Genomic DNA, 21,220 nt, shown 5'->3' with positions numbered 1-21,220 from the left:
TTGCTCCCGATAAGACAAGTGTTATTGTTTTGAAATTCAGAATTTTACTTCGTTAAACTAAAATCAATGAAGCTATGAGGTTGAATATCAAAATACAGAATTTATTTTTAGAGTTTATTTGTTTGCTATATATACTATTGTTTGTATATGCCGCTGTTAGCAAATTAATAGATTTTGACAATTTTCAGGCGCAACTTGGTCAATCTCCTTTACTTAGCGCTTATACAGGATTTGTCTCATATACAGTGATAATAATAGAAATCATTATTTCAGGATTATTGTCTATACCCCGATTCCGTTTAATCGGATTGTTTTCATCGTTTTGCTTAATGGTAATGTTTACGGCTTATATCATTATTATTACCAATTATAGTTCCTACGTTCCTTGTTCCTGCGGGGGAATTTTGGAAAATATGGATTGGAATGAACACTTAATTTTCAACATTTGTTTTGTTGTTCTCCCAGTTATAGCAATTGTGAGCACTATTAATATTAGAAATGAAAATGGAAGTAGTGGAAATAAAATAAAATCTAAATACTCATTAGATACTAAGAGTGCTACAATACTTTTGGGAGTACTTACTTTCATCTGTTTTACATTTATTGCGGGTCTTTACATTTCTTCCGATGACCTGATGCATAATGAAAACCCATTTATTCGCAGATTCATTCAGGGTGCCTCTATCAAAATGGAAGAGAAGGATGTAAAAAGTACTTCGTTATACTTTGCTGGGTCAAAGAACAACAAAATTTTTATTGGAGATAATCTGGCGCCATTACACATTTTAGAATATGATTCTCTCTTACGTCAGACACATCATTATAAAATTAAATTAGAACGTGAAAATTTTCCCTTTCGCTCCGTACAAGTCAGGATTGCACCACCCTATTTTTATGTAACCGATGGAACTGTACCGGTAATTTTTAAGGGAAATATTTCGGATTGGAAAGCATCAATAATAATGGACAACAACTCTTTCTATTTTTCCAAGGCTGTGATAATCGATTCATCCACTATTGCATTTCGAGCTCGTCAACAAATAACACTTGACAATATTCTTGGGACATTTAACTTCAGGAATAGTTTAATTGTTAAACCAACAACATCATTGTTAGAAAAACAGATTGATGGTTTTTTTGACACTGACGGCACTATGCATTATGATAAAGAGTCCAAAAAATTTGTATACACCTATTTTTATCGCAACCAATTCATAGTTGCCGACAATACCCTAAAATTATTATATCGTGGAAAGACGATTGACACCACTACGCACGCGGATATTAAAATAGCGTTCATAAAAAGTACTGGTGAAAGAAAGTTTGCTTCGACTCCTAAAGTAGTAAATAATTTAAGCGCGATTTCTGGAAACTTACTTTTTATAAACTCCAAATTAATTGGTCGATATGAAAGTAGAGCCATGTGGAAAAAAGCAACTGTAGTCGATATTTACGATGTTAATAAAGGGATCTATCTTTCTAGCATCTATCTCTACAACGTTGAAAAATTAAGAGCAAATGATTTTACTATAATTGGTTCCAATCTTTATGTTTTGGTTGGCAATTATTTACACCACTATGTATTAAACAGAAATCTTATCAATGGAAATAAAATTACCGGCCGGTAGCAGGGGTGAGATCGAAAACCTGTAAGAGAGTAGATCGTATTTTTTTTTAATTTAAATTTTATTATTATGAAATCATTCATTAAAGTAATGCTACCAGTGGCAGCATTTGCACTCGCAAGCGCAGGGGCCGTAAGCACCAATGCTCCTAAAAAAGCTGATGGTAAAAAACCACCTATCGCTGCATTTGTACAGAATCCATCATCTACTTCTTGTACGCCAGTGACTGCAAATTGTTCAGAGACCAACACACATGTGAATTGTATGTCTATTGAAATCCCTGCAAAACGAGCCTTTCTAAAAGATGCTTCAAATGCCTGCGTGGTCGAACTTTGGAGAATCCAATAGTTCAATTATTAATTATGCAGTTTCCATATTTCGGAAACTGCATATTTTTTACTTTTGTGCAGCCGTGTTAGTATCAGCCATCCAAGGTTTTATTGGCTCCTCTTTTAGATAGTATCCAAACCAATCCTGGATACGAGTGGTTAAATCTATTTGGTTCTTTTGATTCGAAAGAATGTGCCCCTCATCTGGATAAGCAAGCATTATATTTTTCTTTTGCAACCTTCGCAAAGCAATGTAAAATTCCATCCCTTGTTTACTTTGTACATTTGTATCATTAAGTCCAACCCATGTTAATATTGGAGTTTGAATGTTTAAAGCTTGAGCAATAGGAGAATTTCTGTAATATGCTTCTTTATCTTCATAGAATGATTTAGCCATTCTATATTGCTGATTTTCATAACGCCAAGCCTCCGGTAATTTATTGCTGCTATTAATTGTCAAATAATGGCTTACAATATCAGATACTGCAGAACCGCTGACAGCGGCTGTAAAAATATTGGTCTGCGATATGATAAAGTTTGCTTCATAACCTCCAAATGAATGTCCAATCAATCCAATTTTTAAGGAATCAATTACATTCATGTCAATTACCTTCTTGACTGCGGAACTGATACAATCAGTTGCCGAAATTCCGGGATTACCACTGTCATATGAGATATCAGGCAGCAACACAAAATAGTCTTGGGTGGTAAAATTAGAAATGTTGAAACCTATACTATTTTCATTAGATGGGTTCACATAGTGATTAAGTTCACCCGATACTGTTGCATAAATATAAACGATCATTGGGTATTTTTTCTCATTACTATATCCCGCAGGATAAAATAACGCACCATTCAAGGGACTCCCATATTTATTTTTAAAATGAATCATTTCGGAGTGACCCCATTTGAAATTTTTCTGATGCGTGTTGCTTGTAACCAAGGTGGCTACTTTTGCAGTTTCGGATGTCATATACTTTATGCTGGGAGATTGATCATAGGTTTGCTGTTCGTAAATAAAGGCATTTCTTTCCTGTGCCTTCAGTAAATTATTTACGGCTCCATTTGTATGTGTTAAAAGTCTTTCCCCTTTTTTAAAGTCCAGTAAATAATATGCTGAACTGGCATCATTAAGGTTAACAGCACTAATTAATATCTTTTCCGAAGTATTATAACTGGCTGATGTCAAACCGGAATAATTCACCCTAATTTTGGTATTATCGGACGATTCTGCAAATCTGAATTGTATTCCTTTTTCCTTGCCTTTCGTTAACCTACGCTTTGATTTTCCATCGGGGGAAATCGCCCAAATGTCGTTGTAGTCATAATACAATGCCCATTTATGATCAGTTGTCCATCCCGCATTACCCCAAAAACGTAACTCATCACCAGGATCTTTCTTTCTATTGTCCCAATCTCCCTGTATATCTTTAGTAACATTAACATAAGTTGCTTGTGCAATATTGTAAACCCACCAATTATTATCATGATAGTAAGTGATATATTTTCCATCAGGTGAAGCGGTTATAGAACCACTTTGACCATTGTGTTTTTGAAGAAATAACCACTTTTTTCCTGTTCTTAAGTCATTAAGATAATAGTCCATGTCGGCAAACCTTTTATATTGTGGCTCATATGTAAGTGGATTAGCTGTAATCGCGTAATCCTGATTACCAGAAAGTATCACCCACGACAACTCATTGGAAGTAATAGGGAAAATTTTATTTGTATAGGGCCACCATACCGCTAGTAACTGAACATGGTCAAGTGAGGCAAGCTGTTTTCGGTGCGTATATAATCTTTTATCGTCTCCATGCCAGATTTCTACATTTGTATCAAATACTGATTTATCAATTGCTGTTGGACTATAGATACCAAAAAAAACTTTTCTTCCATCATCGGATATTGACAATTGGAGATTTGGATTGGAATCAATTTTAACAGCAGTATTTTGCGAAAGAGGATTGAGGGTATATAATTGATGTGTCGGAATCTGGTATGTATAAAGAATATCTCCTACGTCCTTCGAATTGGTTGGAACACCATAAAAAGCCACTGCCGTTCCAGTTCTATTCCATGTGAGATTACTTAAGGGATAATCAATATTGGCTAAAATTAACTCCTGTTCAATATCCTGTTTAAAACTCAAAAGTTGAACAGCATATTTTCCATTAACCAAAGTACTGTAAAGGACTTTGGTTTTTTGACTATTCCATCTATAATCAACAACTTCACTGATTTTTTTCTTAAGGATTCCATTTTTGTCATATATACTGACTTTTAAAAGATCATTAGAGGATGATTCAGAAGTAACCAAAAATACACCAGAGTATGTGAATTCGTATTGCAGTACATTAGGAATAACGCTTCTGTTTCCATCGGTAAGATTGATTAAGTTCAGACTGTCTTTTGATAAAGACGCAAATGTATCCTCACTACTAAATTGCCCGTTGTTACTAGCCGGAAATGCATATTCCAAGTTGTTAGTGCTATTCTTTATAAACAGTGTGTCTTTTTTGGTTTTGTAAGTTCTAGTATAACTTATCCAGTTGCCTTTGTTTGAAATGGATTCCAATTGCAGTGTGCTCCATAAGTGGTAATCGCTTTCAGTCACTATCTTGGGTAGCACCTGTCCCGCTAAGGGACAGGAAACTAATCCAAAAACGAAAACGGTAATGAAACCGTAGACGAATCTTAAATGGGTTTTAGAAAATAACATTAATAACCCAGGTTTTGTGGATGTAGGTTTGGATTGGCCAACAATTCAGTATTAGGAATAGGCCACAACATATCATTGTGATCCCAGCCTATTTTAGAAAGAGAAAGTACATTGTCTAGGTTGTTTGTTCTTTTTAGATCAAAAAATCTATGCCCATATTCTGTGAAAAGTTCATGACGGCGTTCATTTAGTACCGCAATTATAATTTCTGCAGCAGTAGAAGCATCAGTATCTCCCAATCCTGCCAAATGCCGAATTTTGTTTAAATCCTCCTTTGCAATACTAAGCTCACCCTGCATTGTGCGAGCTTCAGCCCTTATTAGATACTGTTCAGCCAGCCTGAATACTACGGAATATTCCAAAGAAGATCCTGTATTTGAATTTTGCTTGTATTTATATGAATGAAACCATTTTTCGGTGCCATTAGTAACGGTGGCTATCCAGTGTTCTTTCCTTTGGTCACCAGTCTCAAATGAAGTTACAAAATCGTTGGTGAGTGCTATCAGCGGCGGCGGTCCAGTTAGAAAAATAAAAAGTGAGCCTTCATCTGCATTATTACCTTCGAGTTTCGGCATAAATTGCCAGATGGTGGTCGTGCTTGATTTCAAAAAGATATTGTCCAGATCCGTTTCCCAAATATATAGGGGATTGTTGATCACTGCCGAGGCCTCATTTGAAGCTTCAGCCCAGTCACCGTGATATAAATAAACTCTGGCAAGTAATGCATGTGCGGTGGCTTTGTTTGCCCGCACACGTTCAGCACTAACATATTCTTCGGGGAGTAAAGCAATGGCTTCCTTGAGGTCACTAATAATATGCTGGTAAACTTCCTCTACGGGCATGCGTGAAACAAGTTTATTCACATTGTAATCTGTGGTAGTTACAAAAGGAATATCACCATACATATTAGTAAGATAAAAATGAACTAAGGCACGCACAAAAAGCCCCTCGCCCCTGAACTGGTTGCGATCATTCACAGCTAAAGACACTGCATTATTCACTCCTTCTATAATGGCATTCGCGCCGTAGATTTGCTTGTAGCTTTCATTCCATACGGAGGCAGATACTGGACTCGATCCAAGCATTGTATTGGTAAATTCAGGATTAGTGACTGAACTGTAATAGATAAGTTCATCAGCGTACAAACCCAAAGTATAGGACGTGCCAAGTGTCTGTCCGCTTAGTACGCCACTATCCCTGAGTTTTGCATAAATATCTGCCATTGCAGCGTTTGTGGTGTTCCGGTCTTCAAAAACACTATTCCCCGTTAACTGTGAATTGGGCGTATCTACATCAACAAAACTATCGCATCCGGTCAGGCAGGATAGAAAAATAATTAACAAAGTCGTTATCGATTTCATGTTTGTACTTTTAAGTTAAAAGGTTATTTGGATACCAGCAGAATACACTTTAAGTGGTGGCAAATACGATGAGTATGCCAGTTCTGGATCACCATTATTAAAGGAAGTAAAAGTCAAAAGGTTCTGCCCTTGAAAAAACAACTTGCAGCCTACATCTTTGGGAAGTTGCAAAGGAAGGTCGTACGTCAGAGAAATATTTTTCAGTCTGATATATGAAGCATCAATGATAGCAGCATCACTATCACTATATTGGTAATAGGCATTAACGACCTCTGCGTTTGTTCCCGTTGTATACGGTTGATTGGGTGATTGGTCGCCCGGCTGCTGCCAACTGTCGGAAACGCTGGAAAGCTGATTGATGAAATCACCCGGCACACCGGGTCTGTAACTAAAGTTTTTTTGTTTTACGAATTGAAATAGAAAATCAAGCTGAAGTTTTTTATAGGTCAGTTGGTTTTGTAACCCGCCAAAGTATTTTGGAGTAAGATCTGCCACCACATTACGGTCATCTGCATAGGTAATCTGGTTGTCACCGTTAACGTCCTCAAATTCATATACACCAGTTTGAGGATTCATACCTGTAAAATGGTACAGTCTAAAAATATTTATGGACTCACCAATTACATAACGATTTGCATATGTCGAACTTTCAAGCCTCGGAAATGCAATAAGCTTATTCTTGTTAGCAGAAAGATTGAGATTGGTTGTCCATGAAAAATCCGCGCCTTGAAAATTTACTGTCCGTAATGTAAATTCAAGTCCAGTGTTCTGGACTGTTGCATCCAGATTGGCTGTAAGTGAATTGAAACCGGTAGTCGCTGGCAATGGTACTCCCACTAATTGGTCGGAAGAACGGTTTTGGTACCAAGCGGCAGTCAAAAATATACGATCTTTTAAAAATCCTGTCTCAAGTGCAATCTCTAATTTATTGTTAGTTTCCCATCCGAAGGCAGGGTTGTAAAGCCTTGAAGGTTGTAACCCAACAGTACCCTGATATGTATTCCCCGATGAAGTATAGGTGTCTAAAAATTGGTAATCTCCTATTTGGTCGTTGCCAGTAGTTCCATAACTAGCGCGCAGTTTTCCAAAACTTAGTACAGTACTATCATTTAAAGGAGGTTCATTAGTAAATAACCATGCAGCTCCCACAGCGCCAAAGTAGGCGAACTGCTTGCCTGGTCCAAAACGACTTGACCCATCTCTTCTGCCAGTAATATTGATTATATATTTGCTGTTCCAGTTATAATTTATCCGTGCAAAAAGTGCTTGGTATTTGTAAACCGTTTCGTCGCTGCGCGATACTGTTCTTATTGATGCGGAGGCAAGATTATGGATGAGGTTGTTACTGGAAAAGTTGGCTCCAAACTGGAAAAGTCGGTCGGTACGCTGGCTTTGAAAAGTGCTTCCCACCAGTGCTGCCAGTTTTCCTTTTCTTATCGTTTTAGACCAGTTCAATTGCGGTTCTGTAATCCAAGATTGGCGAGATGTAGCATTAGTGTTCAGCGATGAATATTGGCTTCCAACTCCATAAGAAGGATCATACATCGTGGATGGTCTTGTGCGACTTTCGTTATTGGTAAGGTCAGTAAACCCGAAGTTGGTTTTAAATTGCAATTCCGGCAGGAAATTGTATGATAGCACGGCATTAGCATTTAAACTATTGATTCGCGAGAGAAATTCTGATTTCAAGTCCGCAAGAGGATTGGCCCAAGTACTGTTTTCCCAGTTAAGCTCCCCGTTTTCTGTATATAGTGCGGGAGCATTAGGTGCCAATAAACGTGATGTGGCGGTAAGATCAACACCCGGTTGATTGTTTTTTTGCGCATCATAACCGGCAGAAAACAACAATTTAAACTTCTGGTCATCACTTGTGTGGTTCATACTAAAATGGACAGATCCTTTACCGTATTCAAAATCACCAGGGACGACAGTACCTTCTTTTCTGTAATTGCCACTCAAAAGGTATTGTGTTGCACTATTACCGCCAGATACCGAAGCTTGGAAATTAGTAATTAAGGCTGTGCCTCCAATTAAAACTTTTTGCCAATCTGTGTATCTGTTTGAATCCCATGTACCATTGACATCATAGGCATAAGGAGGATATTCCGTATATCCGTCATTGACGAATGCCTTTCTGCGCATAGCTAGGTATTGTTCCGTGTTCATCAGGTCAAGCATTCGTGTTACTTTTCCAACTGCTGTTGATGCATTGGCTGTAAAAATAGTTTTGCCTGCTTTTCCTTTTTTGGTGGTAATTAACACGACGCCGTTAGCACCCCGAGAGCCGTAGATTGCTGTAGCATCTGCATCTTTAAGTACTTCCAGACTTTCTATTTCAGATGGGTTAATACTGTTTATTGGGTTTGTTAATGATGGTGTAGTACCCGAAGTTTGACTAAATCCAATGGTTTCTGATGAGAACGGTACTCCATCAATAATATACAACGGATCATTTCCATCTGCTCTTAAGCTGTTTATTCCCCTGATTTTTATCTGGAAATTACCCCCGGGAGATCCGCTTTCCTGCACAATTTCAACTCCAGCCATTCTCCCTTGTATAGTGGCGAGTATATTTGAAACTGGTTGTTTCTCTATATCTTTTGAGGTGATTTTTGCAATACTTCCAGTTCGTTCACTATTCTTTACGGAATAATAGCCCGCATTGATCTTGACCTCTTGTAGTTTGGTGGCACTTTCCTGTAGGCTGATGTTGATTGTTGTACGGCCCTGTATAGGAACCTGCTGCGTTCTGTATCCTATGTACGAAAAAATTAAAATGTCTTGTGGGGAGGCAGAAAGGGTGTAATGACCATTGTAATCTGTTACGGTAGCATTTGATTTTCCTTTTATCGAAATGCTCACTCCGGCTAAATGATTGCCACCATCAGTGACAGTTCCTTGAATTTGAAATTGTTGAGTATTGGTAAAATTATGCCGAAGATAATTGTTGGCTTGTATAGGGGAAAAAGACAGGATGCTACCCATTAAAAACAGGAAACAAAAAGCCTTTCCACTCCTGTAAAATGAAAAATTATTCATAATATTGGGTTGGTTTAGTAAAATGTTAGTTTTATTAGCTACGGTCCTCTAGGTAGTTTGGCGACGAGATAGAGGGCCTTTTTTTTGTTGCACCGCGAAGACGCTAAGGCGCAAAGGGTTTTGTTTTGTTTTTTTAATTCATAGGCATTTCATTTAAAGGTTTTTAAATAGGAAAGCATACTGCCGTTGCCTGTTGCAGCCAGACGGTGGCAGTGCCTTTCCCAACTAATTCATTATGAATAATGATAATGCGAAACTTAAAAAAGGAAACAGTGCTAAGAATTGAAGTTGAGTTTTAGCTAAAATATAGGCATAAAAAATGGCATGGAACTCAGCTTATTGCCCTTGAGGTACTGGTATACCATGCAACAATAAGTGAGCCCACGCCATGGGGCGTGAGCATCATACTTATCATCTAGTTGCAAAAATCACCAGTTTTCAAGAGCTAGATTCTAAGCGAATGCTTCAAATATTTTAATATGAAGAATCGCAAATATAAAAATTCAAAACAAATATAAGAAAAGTTTTTCGTATTCGGACAACTGTCCGATTAAATTTAATAGTTAGTCAGTTAATTTGTTGCTATGAGTGATTTAAATAGGAAAATATGTGAATATATAGCAAATGAATGGATTGGAGAAATTCAACCTAAAACGGAGTTTGCTTTAAATCATAATATTGACGAAAAAACCGCTCGAAGAATCTCTAATGATAAAGACTACACAATAACTCTTTATACTTTAAATAAAATTTGTGAGGCGAAAAATATAAAACTTTCAGAGTTTTTTAAATTGATAGATAGTTAAAGATAAATGACAAAAAATAAAATTTGATCTTAATCAAATACCACTATGAAAAAGATGCTTAATAGGCATCTTTTTTTACTTTATAACGTACTTGTCAATTCGGGATTAAAACTTGTCAATTTGGGAGTAAAAGTTGTCAATTCGGGAGTATTAGAATTTAGGGTAGCTTGTTACCAAAATAGCCATTTTATCTTTGAGAGATGGAATGGTATGAAATAACAGGGTTTGTTGTGTTGTATATTGTGGATTCGTCAGGGCGCAATATTGCAGGTATTAGTATTATTGAGGCTTAATCAAGTTTTTTATTAATTTCTCCAATTGCATCAAAATTTTGTAAATAAATAACCACTATAATGAAGTATATTTGCATTTTTTGAAATTAATTTATTCCAAAATACTTTATTAAAAAACATTTTCTGCAAAAAAATCATGAAAGTACATTTCACATTAGTAATTACTATTTTAACAGGCCTATCTTTAAAGGCACAGAACATCCCTGTAGGATCTATTGACATGATAGAGCAAAGAAGCAGAAATGAACAATTATTAGGCAATGGAAATCCTCTTATCTCCTATACTTTACGCCCACTAGCCTTAGATCTAATTGACACAACCCAAACAAATCCCAAAGGAAAAGTAAACATAAAAGTCCTTCCAATATCCCTAATACAACAATACAATACGTATGCGCCTTATGGTTGGAATGACGGTTCAATGATTCCTGCCAAAGGCTATCAATCAGTACTAAGCGCAGGTTTGTTTGTCGAGTATGGAATTTTGAGTGTGCAATTGAAACCAGAAAATGTATATGCTGCTAATCCAGATTTTGATATTTTTCCTTTAACTGAAACAAATCCTGTACGTCTAATAAACGCTCATCATTTAAACCATATTGATTTACCTGCACCTTATGGAGACCATCCTTACAGCAAATTAAACTGGGGTCAAAGTAACATTAAGCTCAACATCAATAAATTTTCTATTGGACTATCTACCGAAAACTTGTGGTGGGGACCCGGAACTAGAAATTCATTGGTCATGAGCAATAACGCAACAGGATTTTTACATTTTACTTTGAATACTAGACAGCCTGTAGAAACTTTTATAGGAAGTTTTGAAGGACAAATCATATCTGGTAAGTTAGAGGGATCTGGTTTGACAAGTCCAAAATCACAATTTATAATTGATGGTGTGGATTACGAATTACCTAAAAGCAGCGATTGGCGCTATATCAACGGCCTTTCCATAAACTATCATCCCAAGTGGATTCCTGGTTTATTTTTAGGTTTGAACCGTACCATTCAAGTATATCACGATGATTTAGGACATGGATTTTCTGATTTTATGCCAATATTTGCTCCTTTCCAGAAAAAAAAGCTAGATGGAGAAGATGCTAAAAATAGAGATCAACTGGCTTCTCTCTTTTTTAGATGGGCTATGAAAGAATCTAAATTTGAATTTTATGGAGAAAGTGGCTGGAATGATCATTCCCAAGATATAACAGATTTATTTCATTCCCCTGAACATTCCAGAGCTTATCTATTTGGTTTCAATAAACTTTTTATGCTTAACAAAGTCAAAAATAAATATTTAAAAGTTAATTTTGAGACTACCCATTTAGAACAAAGTGCAGATCGAATAGTTAGACCAGCTGGATCTTGGTATCGACACTCTTACATTTTACAGGGATATACAAATAAAGGAGAAGTTATTGGAGCAGGCATCGGTCCTGGAGGTAACTTACAAACTCTAGATTTTAGCCTATGGCAAAAAGACAAAGTGTGGGGATTCCAAGTAGAACGATATGCGCACAATATGGACTTCTTTTATGATGCCTATAAAGGCTATACTAACAAATGGGTTGATTTGATGTTTAATACATACGCATATCAAAAAATTGGCAATCTAGACATTCAAGCTAAATTAAATACATCAGTAAGCAACAACTACCAATATCAATATGAGAATAGAAAAATAAATATGCAATTTCAATTGTCATTGCAATATCGGTTGTGAAGTTTAGGGGGTTGAGAGTTAAAAGTTTAAAGTTGTTTGAATTGGTTCTCTCATGAGATACTTCTTTTATTAGGAGGGTAATATTGTATGGAATTTTAGTCACGGATCATACCGATTAAAATAGTTTAGACTGCCCCCTCAAAAAGTTAGTCACTATTTTGGGGCAGTCTAAAATTATCCAACGGATTTTTTTTATCGTGATGCCAGCCGCTCATACTGGGCACTCGCTCGGGGGGGCATTCCCTGCGGCTGGCACACAAACTCCAACTGTGTTTTTTTGATATGGTAACTATAAGGGCGGGGGCATTAGCTTATTACAGCTAATGAGTTTTACAAGGATTGTCGAGCAGCTTGTGGGGATTGTAACGGCAGATCGCTTTTGCTAGTGTGTATATCCATCAATGACGTTTCTCTGTCACTTCGAGCGCAATCAAGATACTTTGTCAGATCTCGACTGCGCTTGACTTGATAACTGAAAGCGTTATTTGTATTGCTTTTTTGTCAAAAAAGTAAACATAGGATAATATAAAAGAGCATCACCAAAAAGTCAGTATTTTGTAAAGAATTTTTTTGCTGATAATGAGTTGTTTGTCTTTTTGGTTTGTTAAAATCTTTTTTTGGTAGGTCAAAGTTTTTTTTGCTAAAATTGGATTCTTATTTTTAATACCTTTGGCCTCTAAATTTAGTTTAGGGTTAATGCTGAAAATGTTAAGATTCTGAATTATATTTTATAAATAGGTTTTTATAACCAACAATAGTTTAACAAATTGAATAAAGACATAAAAATTGCAGTAATAGGTTTGGGTTATGTCGGTTTGCCTTTGGCTCGATTGTTTGCTACCCAATTTTCTGTTGTAGGATTTGATATCAATGTATCAAGGGTTGAAGCATTGCAGTCTGGAACAGATAGTACCCTTGAAGTTGATGACGAAACTTTGCAAAAAGTGTTAGTTCAGAAAATTAGTGACCAAAAAGGGTTGTATTGTACTTCGCAAATTGACGACATAGCTGATTGTACTTATTATATTGTTACAGTTCCTACTCCGGTGGACAAAAATAATCGTCCAGATTTAACACCATTATACAAGTCCAGTGAAACTGTTGGTTCAGTTTTGAAAAAAGGAGATATCGTTATTTATGAGTCGACTGTTTATCCAGGTGTTACTGAAGAGGAATGTGTGCCCGTTCTAGAAAAAGTTTCGGGACTGAAATTTAATGTCGATTTTTTTGCGGGCTATTCTCCAGAACGAATCAATCCAGGTGATAAAGAACATACAGTAGAAAAAATTTTAAAAATAACTTCAGGATCTACACCTGAAATCGGGCAAAAAGTAAACAAATTGTACCAATCGGTTATTATAGCCGGAACTCATCTTGCTCCGTCCATAAAAGTAGCAGAAGCAGCCAAAGTAATTGAAAATTCTCAAAGAGATATTAATATTGCTTTTGTTAATGAATTAGCTAAAATCTTTAATCTTTTAGATATTGATACCACTGAGGTGCTTAAAGCAGCTGGTACCAAATGGAATTTTTTGCCTTTTAAGCCGGGTTTAGTTGGTGGGCACTGTATTGGAGTTGATCCCTATTATTTAGCTCAAAAAGCACAAGAAAAAGGGTATCATCCTGAAATAATTTTAGCAGGGCGTCGTTTGAATGATAGTATGGGCGAATATGTAGCTTCACAAGTAGTGAAGCTAATGATTAAAAAGGGAGTTACCATCAATGGAGCAAGTTTATTGATGTTAGGTGTTACTTTCAAAGAAAATTGTCCTGATGTTAGAAATACCAAAATCGTAGATGTGATAAAGGCACTAGAAGATTATGGAATTCAAGTGACTATTTTTGATCCTTGGGCAAATCCTGTGGAGGTTCACCATGAATATGGTATAACAATGGTGAATGAAAAACCAAATGCAACTTTTGATGCTGTAGTTTTGGGTGTAGCTCACACAGAATTTATAAACCTTGACATCAATTTATTAAGAAAAAAACGTAGTATATTGTACGATGTCAAAGGAGTTTTGGCTGATGGTGTGGATGGGAAATTGTAAAAAAGAGTTGTTGGTTTTCGGTTTTTGGGATACAGAAAAAAGAAAACAGTAAACAGCGAACAAAAAAGGGAGCAGATACTATAGAAAACTGGAAATAGAAAATATGAAAAAGATACTTATTACAGGAGGAGCGGGATTTATTGGCTCACATGTCGTAAGACGATTTGTGAAAAATTACCCAGATTACCAAATTTTTAATTTGGATGCCTTAACATATGCTGGGAATTTAGAAAATATCAAGGATATTGAAAAAGAATCAAATTATACTTTTGTAAAAGGAGATATTACCGATGAAAGCTTCATAAATGAGTTGTTTGAAGAACAACAGTTTGATGGAGTCATTCATTTAGCTGCCGAATCACATGTGGATCGCTCTATCGAAGATCCTTTGGCTTTTGTTAAGACCAATGTGATTGGAACGATGAATTTACTGAATGCAGCCAAAAAACAATGGTTAGAAAACTTTGAAGGGAAGCGTTTTTACCATGTGAGCACTGATGAAGTTTATGGTTCACTAGGCGCTGAGGGCTTATTTACCGAAACTACAGCTTATGATCCGAATTCACCATATTCGGCATCCAAAGCAAGTTCAGATCACTTTGTGAGAGCTTATGGAGAAACATACGGATTGCCTTATGTGATTACCAATTGTTCCAATAATTATGGCCCCAATCATTTTCCAGAAAAATTAATTCCGTTGTTTATTAATAATATCATCAATAATAAGCCTTTGCCAGTTTATGGAGATGGGAATTACACCAGAGATTGGCTGTTTGTAAAAGATCATGCAGTGGCTATCGATTTGGTTTTTCATGATGGTAATAATCATGAGACCTATAATATTGGAGGATTTAATGAATGGAAAAATATTGATTTGGTTAAAATCTTATGTCAAATCATGGATCGGAAGTTGGAAAGAGCTACAGGAGAATCTACTCAATTAATTACATATGTTAAAGACAGGCCTGGCCATGATTTGCGTTATGCTATTGATGCCTCGAAAATAAACACCCAATTGGGGTGGAAGCCATCTGTGACTTTTGAAGAAGGATTGGAAATTACTATTGATTGGTATTTGAATAACCAAGATTGGTTGAATAATGTGACTTCTGGCGCTTATGTTTCTTATTATGAGAAGCAGTATTCTTAATGAGTAGTGAATGGTGAGTAGTGAGTAGTGAGTAGTGAATGGTGAGTAGTGAGGCTAATGTTGCGGAGTGAATTTTTAGATTGAGCTCATATTGTTGTAACTATACCTAATCGGAAAAAGAAAAAATATGAACTGGTACGTAGTTTATACTAAACCCAAATGGGAAAAGAAAGTTGCGGAACGGTTAACTGAAGTTGGGATTACAGCCTATTGTCCTTTGATAACCAAAGTCAGTCAATGGTCAGATCGTAAAAAGAAAATTCAGGTGCCATTGTTTAATTCCTATGTTTTTGTTCAAATCAGTGAAAAGGAAAGGAATTTGATTTTTGAAGTTCCAGGAGCTATACGGTACTTATTTTGGCTAGGAAAACCTGCGGTTGTAAAAGAGAATGAAATTGAAGCTATCCAAAATTGGTTGATTATGCCGGATACATTTGAGGTAATGGTGGATAAATGGCAAAAAGGAGATAAAATAGTGTTAGAATCGGGACCATTTGTAGAGCAATCAGCTATAGTGATGGAGATTAAACACAATCATTATGTACTCGTTTTAGAGTCTTTAGGATGTATTCTTAAAGTCAAAAATAAAACAAAATGATTTTTTTTATGAATAAACAGATAAAAATTAAATTTTTCAAGTTTAATTAATTGGTAATCAATCTGTTTTATTGGTTTTGTGTTGATCTTAGGTTTTTGTATAAATACGACCAAACAGTGCCTTAAAAAGAAAGTAAAATCATTTTTTTTAATTTAAATTTGCAAACTCTTAACATTTAGTGAACCAAAATGGGACTCACTAAAGCGAAGCTTTGTATACTTGTTAACTTTTTATAAGATAAAAGAGTAAAATTCTTAGTTTTAATTCAAATCAAAAATAGAAGTATTCCATTAAAATCAAATATAACTTATCGTATGAGAAAAATAATTACAATAATTATCCTTTTTGTTGCCCTTTTTCAGAGTTTTTCTTTGATGGCTCAAGATATTTTAAAAGGGAATGATTTAAGTACCGTAAGAGTTGATTATTTATCAGACGGAGATATTGCCAAAATTAAAGCACAGTTAGAAAGTAATAAAATGACCATAGACCAAGCGGAGTCTATGGCGTTGTCTAAAGGTATGAATGCTACAGAATTTACTAAATTAAAAAATCGTTTGGCACTTCTTGAAACAGCTAAAGTTACAGTAGATAAAAAAACAACTTTGGATGGTGATCAGGATGATATTCGGAAGCAAGAAAAAATTGAAAACAATAAAGTTAAAGACAGTTTGAATTCGCTTGTTTTTGGTTCTGAATTGTTTGACAACCCCACTTTAAATTTTCAACCCAATTTGAAATTGGCAACCCCTGTTAATTATGTTTTGGGACCTGGTGATGAACTGCAAATCAGTGTGAGTGGAGTTCAGGAGTTTAGTGATAATGTTCCTGTTTCTGTTGAAGGGAAAATCAATATTCAATATGTAGGCCAGATTTCGGTGTCAGGAATGACCATCGAAGCGGCTACCCAAAAAATAAAAGGGGCTATCTCCCGGGTGTATAGCACAGTTCGTTCCGGGCAATCGCAAGTTGGAGTTAGTTTAAGCCGTATCCGCACCATTAAGGTAACCATCATAGGGAGCAGGCAACCTGGTAATTACTCTATATCTTCGTTGGCAACAGTTTATAATGCTCTTTTCATGGGGGGTGGACCCAGTAAAAATGGCAGTTATAGAAATATTGAGCTAATTCGAAATAATAAAGTTTATAAAAATATAGATATTTATCATTTTTTGGTTAGCGGTGATCAATCCGACAATGTGGGATTAAAAGACAATGATGTCATCCGTATTCCGGCATACACGAATAGGGTTACTGTTGATGGACAGGTAAAACGCCCTGGTATTTTTGAGATAAAAAAAGGCGAGAAGTTTTCCGATTTATTGAATTTTGCATCTGGATTTAATGAATTTGCGTATACGGCATCGGTAAATGTTTTACAAAAAACAGGAAAAGAATTTAAGGTTGCCGATATACAAGCAGTACAATATGGCAGCTATATCCCTTTGAATGGCGATGTGTTTCGTGTTTCTAAAATTTTAAATCGATTTGAAAACCGAATCATTATTAATGGAGCAGTGTTCAGACCGGATACTTATTCATTCTATACAGGGATGCGTGTTTCGGATTTGATTAGACAAGCCGAAGGATTAAAAGAAGATGCCTATCTTAAAAGAGCCAGAATCATTCGATTAAAAGAAGATTTAACAACCGAGATTGTCAATGTTGATTTGGCTAAAGCCATGTCGGATGATTTTGATGCAGATTTAGGCTTAAAGAAAGAAGATGTAATGACTGTGTACTCCGTCTTGGATTTCAAGGAAGAATACAAAGTAACGATTGAAGGTGAAGTAAAGAAACCCAATGTCTATGATTATCAGGACAATTTAACCTTAAATGATTTAATTATTGCAGCGGGAGGCTTAACGGGTTCTGCTTCCAAGCGTGTTGAAATTGCCAGAATGATTAAATCCGAAAACATTGACGATACCAATCCTAATAAAGTAGAATTGTTTAATATTGAAATCACTCCTGATTCGAATGAACAATTAACCAATTTTGAGTTGAAACCTTTTGATGTGGTCAATATCAGAAGGATGGCAGTTATCGAAAAACCTGAAATGGTTGTAATATCAGGATCGGTTGTCTATCCTGGGAAGTATGTTTTGGCTAATAAAAAAGAAAAAATATACGATGTTATCCAAAGAGCGGGAGGATTAACATCAATGGCTAGTTTGAATGGGGTAAAAATAAAAAGACCCATAAAAAGAGATCAAATAGAAGATTTGGAAAATGTAGATCTGAATTTGGGTAAAAAGGACAGCATCCAAAATAAATTGGAAAAAAAATTAAAAATAGATGTGAAATATTCAACCATCCCAGTAGATTGGATTGAGGTGAGTAAGAATAAAAATGGGAATGCAAATGTAACTTTATTACCGGGGGACGAAATTGAAATTTCTGCTTATAATGAAACGGTTAAAGTAGCAGGGAATGTGTTACTTACTTCGGAGATTCCGTATGTTAAAGGAAAAGGATTTAATTATTATTTTGGTGCTGTTGGTGGTTTGGATGCCAAAGGTTGGAGGAAAAATGCCTATATTATCTATCCCAACGGTCAAGCTGCAGTATCGCATAACGTTTTACTTTTCTTTAGATCTACCCCAAAAGTTGTACCTGGTTCACAAATAATTGTTCCCGAAAAACCAGAAACGCAAAAGATGAATGCAGCACAATGGGTGAGTATTGCTTCGGTATTAGTGAGTATGGGGGTGCTGTTGGTAACAGCCATAAAACCTTAAATAGAGTTACAGTTATAGGCTTTCTGTTATGTGTTTAATTTAAGTATAATGATAGAATAGTTTTGAAATGGTGTTGTCATTTTAGCATAAAAGTATATAAAATACAACAAATGGCATAGTTAAAATAGATAACTAATTTCTTGATATAATTTTATAAAATCACTAGAAGTGATAAAATTAATTACAACGAATATAATGAATGAACAAATATCTAATGATGAAATTTCTTTAAAAGAATTGCTGGAAAAAGTTAAAGAATGGTCGGCTTATTTGCTAACGCAATGGAAAATAATCTTCTTGGCAGGGATTGTGGGATCCGCTTTGGGGCTAAGTTATTCTTTTATAAAAAAACCAGTTTATAAAGCAACATTAACATTTGCTTTAGAAGATGAAAAATCGGGTGGAGGATTAGGTGGTGCCCTTGGATTGGCAAGTTCTTTTGGTATTGACCTTGGAGGAGGAGGAGGTAGTATATTTGCGGGATCTAATTTGGCTGAGTTGTTTAAGTCTCGAACGATGGTCGAAAAGACTTTGATGACACCTGTTAAAGTAAATGGAAAAGTAATTTCTTTGGCCGAAATGTATATTCAAAATAATGAATGGCGTGATGATTGGAATGACGATCCTAAATTTAAGAGTATACAATTTTTGCCCAACACTAAACGCAAGTATTTCACGAGAGTACACGATAGTATTTTGGGTGAAATCTATAAAGATTTGTCTAAAAAATCTTTATCTGTAGATCAAAAAGACAAAGATATTGCGATTATTTCAATTGATGTCGCTTCGACAGATGAATTGTTTTCAATTTATTTTTGTGAATCTTTAGCTAGACAAGTCGGAATGTTTTATGTGGAGACCAAGAGTAAGAAAGCTCGTTTGAATATGCAGATATTGAATCGACAAACTGATTCTATACGCGCGGAGCTGAATAGTGCTATTACAGGTGTTGCTGTAGCTACAGATAATACTTTTATGCTGAATCCTGCGCTCAATATACGCCGTGCTCCATCTGCCCGTAGACAAGTTGATGTGCAAGCCAATACTGCTATATTAACAGAGTTGGTTAAACAAACCGAATTGGCTAAAGTTACCCTACGAAAAGAAACTCCATTGATACAAGTGATCGACAGACCTATTTTACCATTGCCTAAAGAATTATTTGGTAAAGCGAAAGGAATAATGTTGGGTGGTTGTTTAGCAGGTTTTTTAATGGTATTGTGGTTGGTTGTGAGGAGGTTTTTGAGAGAGCTTTAGCATTGATATTATTTAAATTGTTTAATGTTTAATATTGCTTAAAGTTTTCCGTGGAAGAAAACGGATGAGATATAATTAAATAAAAATGAAAATAGGAATTACTTTCAGTGCTTTTGATCTTTTTCATGCCGGACATGTGAAAATGCTAGAAGAAGCGAAACGGCATTGTGATTATTTAGTTGTAGGTTTGCAAACCGACCCTACCCTTGACCGCCCCGAGAAAAATCAACCCACACAAACTGTGGTGGAACGTTATATTCAATTGAGGGGTTGCAAGTTTGTTGACGAGATTGTACCTTATGCAACCGAGCAGGATTTAGAAGACATATTGCGTTCTTTTAAAATTGATGTGAGAATTGTGGGTGATGAATATCGGGAACAAGATTTTACAGGGAGAACATATTGTGAGGCTAAAGGAATTGAATTGTATTTTAATACACGAGATCATCGGTTTTCAAGTTCAGGTTTGAGGAGAGAAGTGCATCAGAAGGAGATGAATAAAAATAAAGTTTAAAGATTACAATATTTTGTAGAACATGAAAATACTTATTACAGGAGGAGCTGGATTTATTGGTTCCAATTTATCAGAATACTTTTTAAATAAGGGATATAAAGTGGTTTGCTTGGATAATTTTTCCACTGGGCATAGACATAATATATCATCCTTTTTGGAAAATTATAACTTTACTTTAATTGAAGGTGATATTCGTAATTTATCGGATTGCCAAAAAGCGGTAGATGGAGTTGATTACGTTTTGCATCAAGCGGCATTAGGTTCTGTGCCAAGATCTATCAACGATCCTATTACAACTAATGATGTAAATGTTTCAGGATTTTTAAATATGCTTGTAGCATCCAGAGATGCAAAGATAAAGCGATTTGTTTATGCAGCCAGTTCATCTACTTATGGTGATTCCCAAGGCCTTCCAAAAGTTGAGGATGTGATAGGTAAGCCTCTTTCTCCTTATGCTATAACAAAGTATGTTAATGAGCTTTATGCTGAAATATTCAGTAAAACTTATGGTCTTGAAACTATAGGTTTAAGATATTTTAATGTTTTTGGAAGGAAACAGGATCCTAATGGAGCCTATGCTGCGGTAATCCCGAAGTTTGTTCTGCAATTTATGATGTATGATAGTCCTGTTATAAACGGAGATGGGAATTATTCAAGAGATTTTACTTACATTGATAATGTAATTCAAATGAATGAACTTGCTATGACTACACAAAATCCCGAAGCAGTTAACACCGTTTACAACACTGCATTTGGTGATCGCACAACACTTACCCAGTTAGTAGGTTTATTGCAGGAGAATTTAACAGAGTTTGACCCTAAAATAAAAGATGTAAAAGTAATTCACGGACCGAATAGGATGGGAGATATCCCTCATTCATTAGCTAGTATTGATAAAGCAAAAAGATTATTAAATTATAATCCTCAATTTTCAATACAACAAGGTTTAAAAGAGGCCGTAGCTTGGTACTTTAAAAATTTAAAATAATTATTTAACAGACTTTATTACTTCTT

At 35.6% G+C, this 21,220-nt stretch carries 14 protein-coding genes; 11 read left to right on the top strand and 3 right to left on the bottom strand.

Annotation, left to right across the window (positions count from 1 at the left end):
- The first annotated feature begins 74 nt into the window (after positions 1-74).
- Complete coding sequence (locus AC1DY0_RS08185; protein ID WP_477188140.1) at positions 75-1,628, top strand: MauE/DoxX family redox-associated membrane protein; 1,554 nt, start codon at positions 75-77, stop codon at positions 1,626-1,628.
- 66 nt (positions 1,629-1,694) lie between these two features.
- The gene (locus AC1DY0_RS08180) at positions 1,695-1,973 is read left to right on the top strand and encodes a hypothetical protein (protein ID WP_477188139.1); all 279 of its coding nucleotides are present in this window, start codon (positions 1,695-1,697) and stop codon (positions 1,971-1,973) included.
- A gap of 48 nt (positions 1,974-2,021) precedes the next feature.
- On the opposite strand, the gene AC1DY0_RS08175 is transcribed toward AC1DY0_RS08180, so the two are convergent.
- From AC1DY0_RS08175 to AC1DY0_RS08165, 3 genes are read right to left on the bottom strand one after another with little or no spacing between them, the layout of a single operon-like run.
- Positions 2,022-4,673: a S9 family peptidase gene (locus AC1DY0_RS08175; protein ID WP_477188138.1), complete on the bottom strand. Its 2,652-nt coding sequence runs from the start codon at positions 4,671-4,673 to the stop codon at positions 2,022-2,024.
- The gene (locus AC1DY0_RS08170) at positions 4,673-6,034 is read right to left on the bottom strand and encodes a RagB/SusD family nutrient uptake outer membrane protein (protein ID WP_477188137.1); all 1,362 of its coding nucleotides are present in this window, start codon (positions 6,032-6,034) and stop codon (positions 4,673-4,675) included. The genes AC1DY0_RS08175 and AC1DY0_RS08170 overlap by 1 nt, the downstream gene beginning before the upstream one ends.
- Before the next feature lie 15 nt (positions 6,035-6,049).
- A complete protein-coding gene (locus AC1DY0_RS08165) occupies positions 6,050-9,073 on the bottom strand; it encodes a SusC/RagA family TonB-linked outer membrane protein (protein WP_477188136.1) in 3,024 nt (1,007 codons plus the stop codon).
- Between the two features lie 584 nt (positions 9,074-9,657).
- Here AC1DY0_RS08165 and AC1DY0_RS08160 point away from each other — a divergent pair.
- The 9 genes from AC1DY0_RS08160 (at position 9,658) to AC1DY0_RS08120 (ending at position 21,194) form a co-directional block, all read left to right on the top strand.
- Entirely contained in the window at positions 9,658-9,879 is a 222-nt protein-coding gene (locus AC1DY0_RS08160) for a helix-turn-helix domain-containing protein (protein WP_477188135.1), read from the top strand.
- 429 nt (positions 9,880-10,308) lie between these two features.
- Positions 10,309-11,895 carry a capsule assembly Wzi family protein gene (locus AC1DY0_RS08155; RefSeq protein ID WP_477188134.1) on the top strand — a complete coding sequence of 529 codons (1,587 nt, stop codon included), beginning with the start codon at positions 10,309-10,311 and terminating at the stop codon, positions 11,893-11,895.
- 767 nt (positions 11,896-12,662) lie between these two features.
- Positions 12,663-13,946: a nucleotide sugar dehydrogenase gene (locus AC1DY0_RS08150; RefSeq protein ID WP_477188133.1), complete on the top strand. Its 1,284-nt coding sequence runs from the start codon at positions 12,663-12,665 to the stop codon at positions 13,944-13,946.
- Positions 13,947-14,049: 103 nt separating this feature from the next.
- Entirely contained in the window at positions 14,050-15,096 is a 1,047-nt protein-coding gene (gene rfbB / locus AC1DY0_RS08145; protein WP_477188132.1) for a dTDP-glucose 4,6-dehydratase, read from the top strand.
- Positions 15,097-15,223: 127 nt separating this feature from the next.
- Complete coding sequence (locus tag AC1DY0_RS08140; RefSeq protein ID WP_477188131.1) at positions 15,224-15,694, top strand: UpxY family transcription antiterminator; 471 nt, start codon at positions 15,224-15,226, stop codon at positions 15,692-15,694.
- A 314-nt stretch (positions 15,695-16,008) separates the two neighbouring features.
- Positions 16,009-18,435 carry an SLBB domain-containing protein gene (locus AC1DY0_RS08135; RefSeq protein WP_477188130.1) on the top strand — a complete coding sequence of 809 codons (2,427 nt, stop codon included), beginning with the start codon at positions 16,009-16,011 and terminating at the stop codon, positions 18,433-18,435.
- A 195-nt stretch (positions 18,436-18,630) separates the two neighbouring features.
- Positions 18,631-19,692 carry a Wzz/FepE/Etk N-terminal domain-containing protein gene (locus AC1DY0_RS08130; RefSeq protein WP_477188129.1) on the top strand — a complete coding sequence of 354 codons (1,062 nt, stop codon included), beginning with the start codon at positions 18,631-18,633 and terminating at the stop codon, positions 19,690-19,692.
- A gap of 85 nt (positions 19,693-19,777) precedes the next feature.
- Positions 19,778-20,206 carry an adenylyltransferase/cytidyltransferase family protein gene (locus AC1DY0_RS08125; RefSeq protein WP_477188128.1) on the top strand — a complete coding sequence of 143 codons (429 nt, stop codon included), beginning with the start codon at positions 19,778-19,780 and terminating at the stop codon, positions 20,204-20,206.
- Positions 20,207-20,228: 22 nt separating this feature from the next.
- A complete protein-coding gene (locus tag AC1DY0_RS08120) occupies positions 20,229-21,194 on the top strand; it encodes an SDR family oxidoreductase (RefSeq protein ID WP_477188127.1) in 966 nt (321 codons plus the stop codon).
- Positions 21,195-21,220 lie beyond the last annotated feature (26 nt).

The sequence above is a fragment of the Flavobacterium sp. P1_E4 genome (assembly GCF_056405915.1).
Note: the sequence above shows the minus strand (reverse complement) of the source record. Positions and strands in the feature narration are given on the sequence as shown.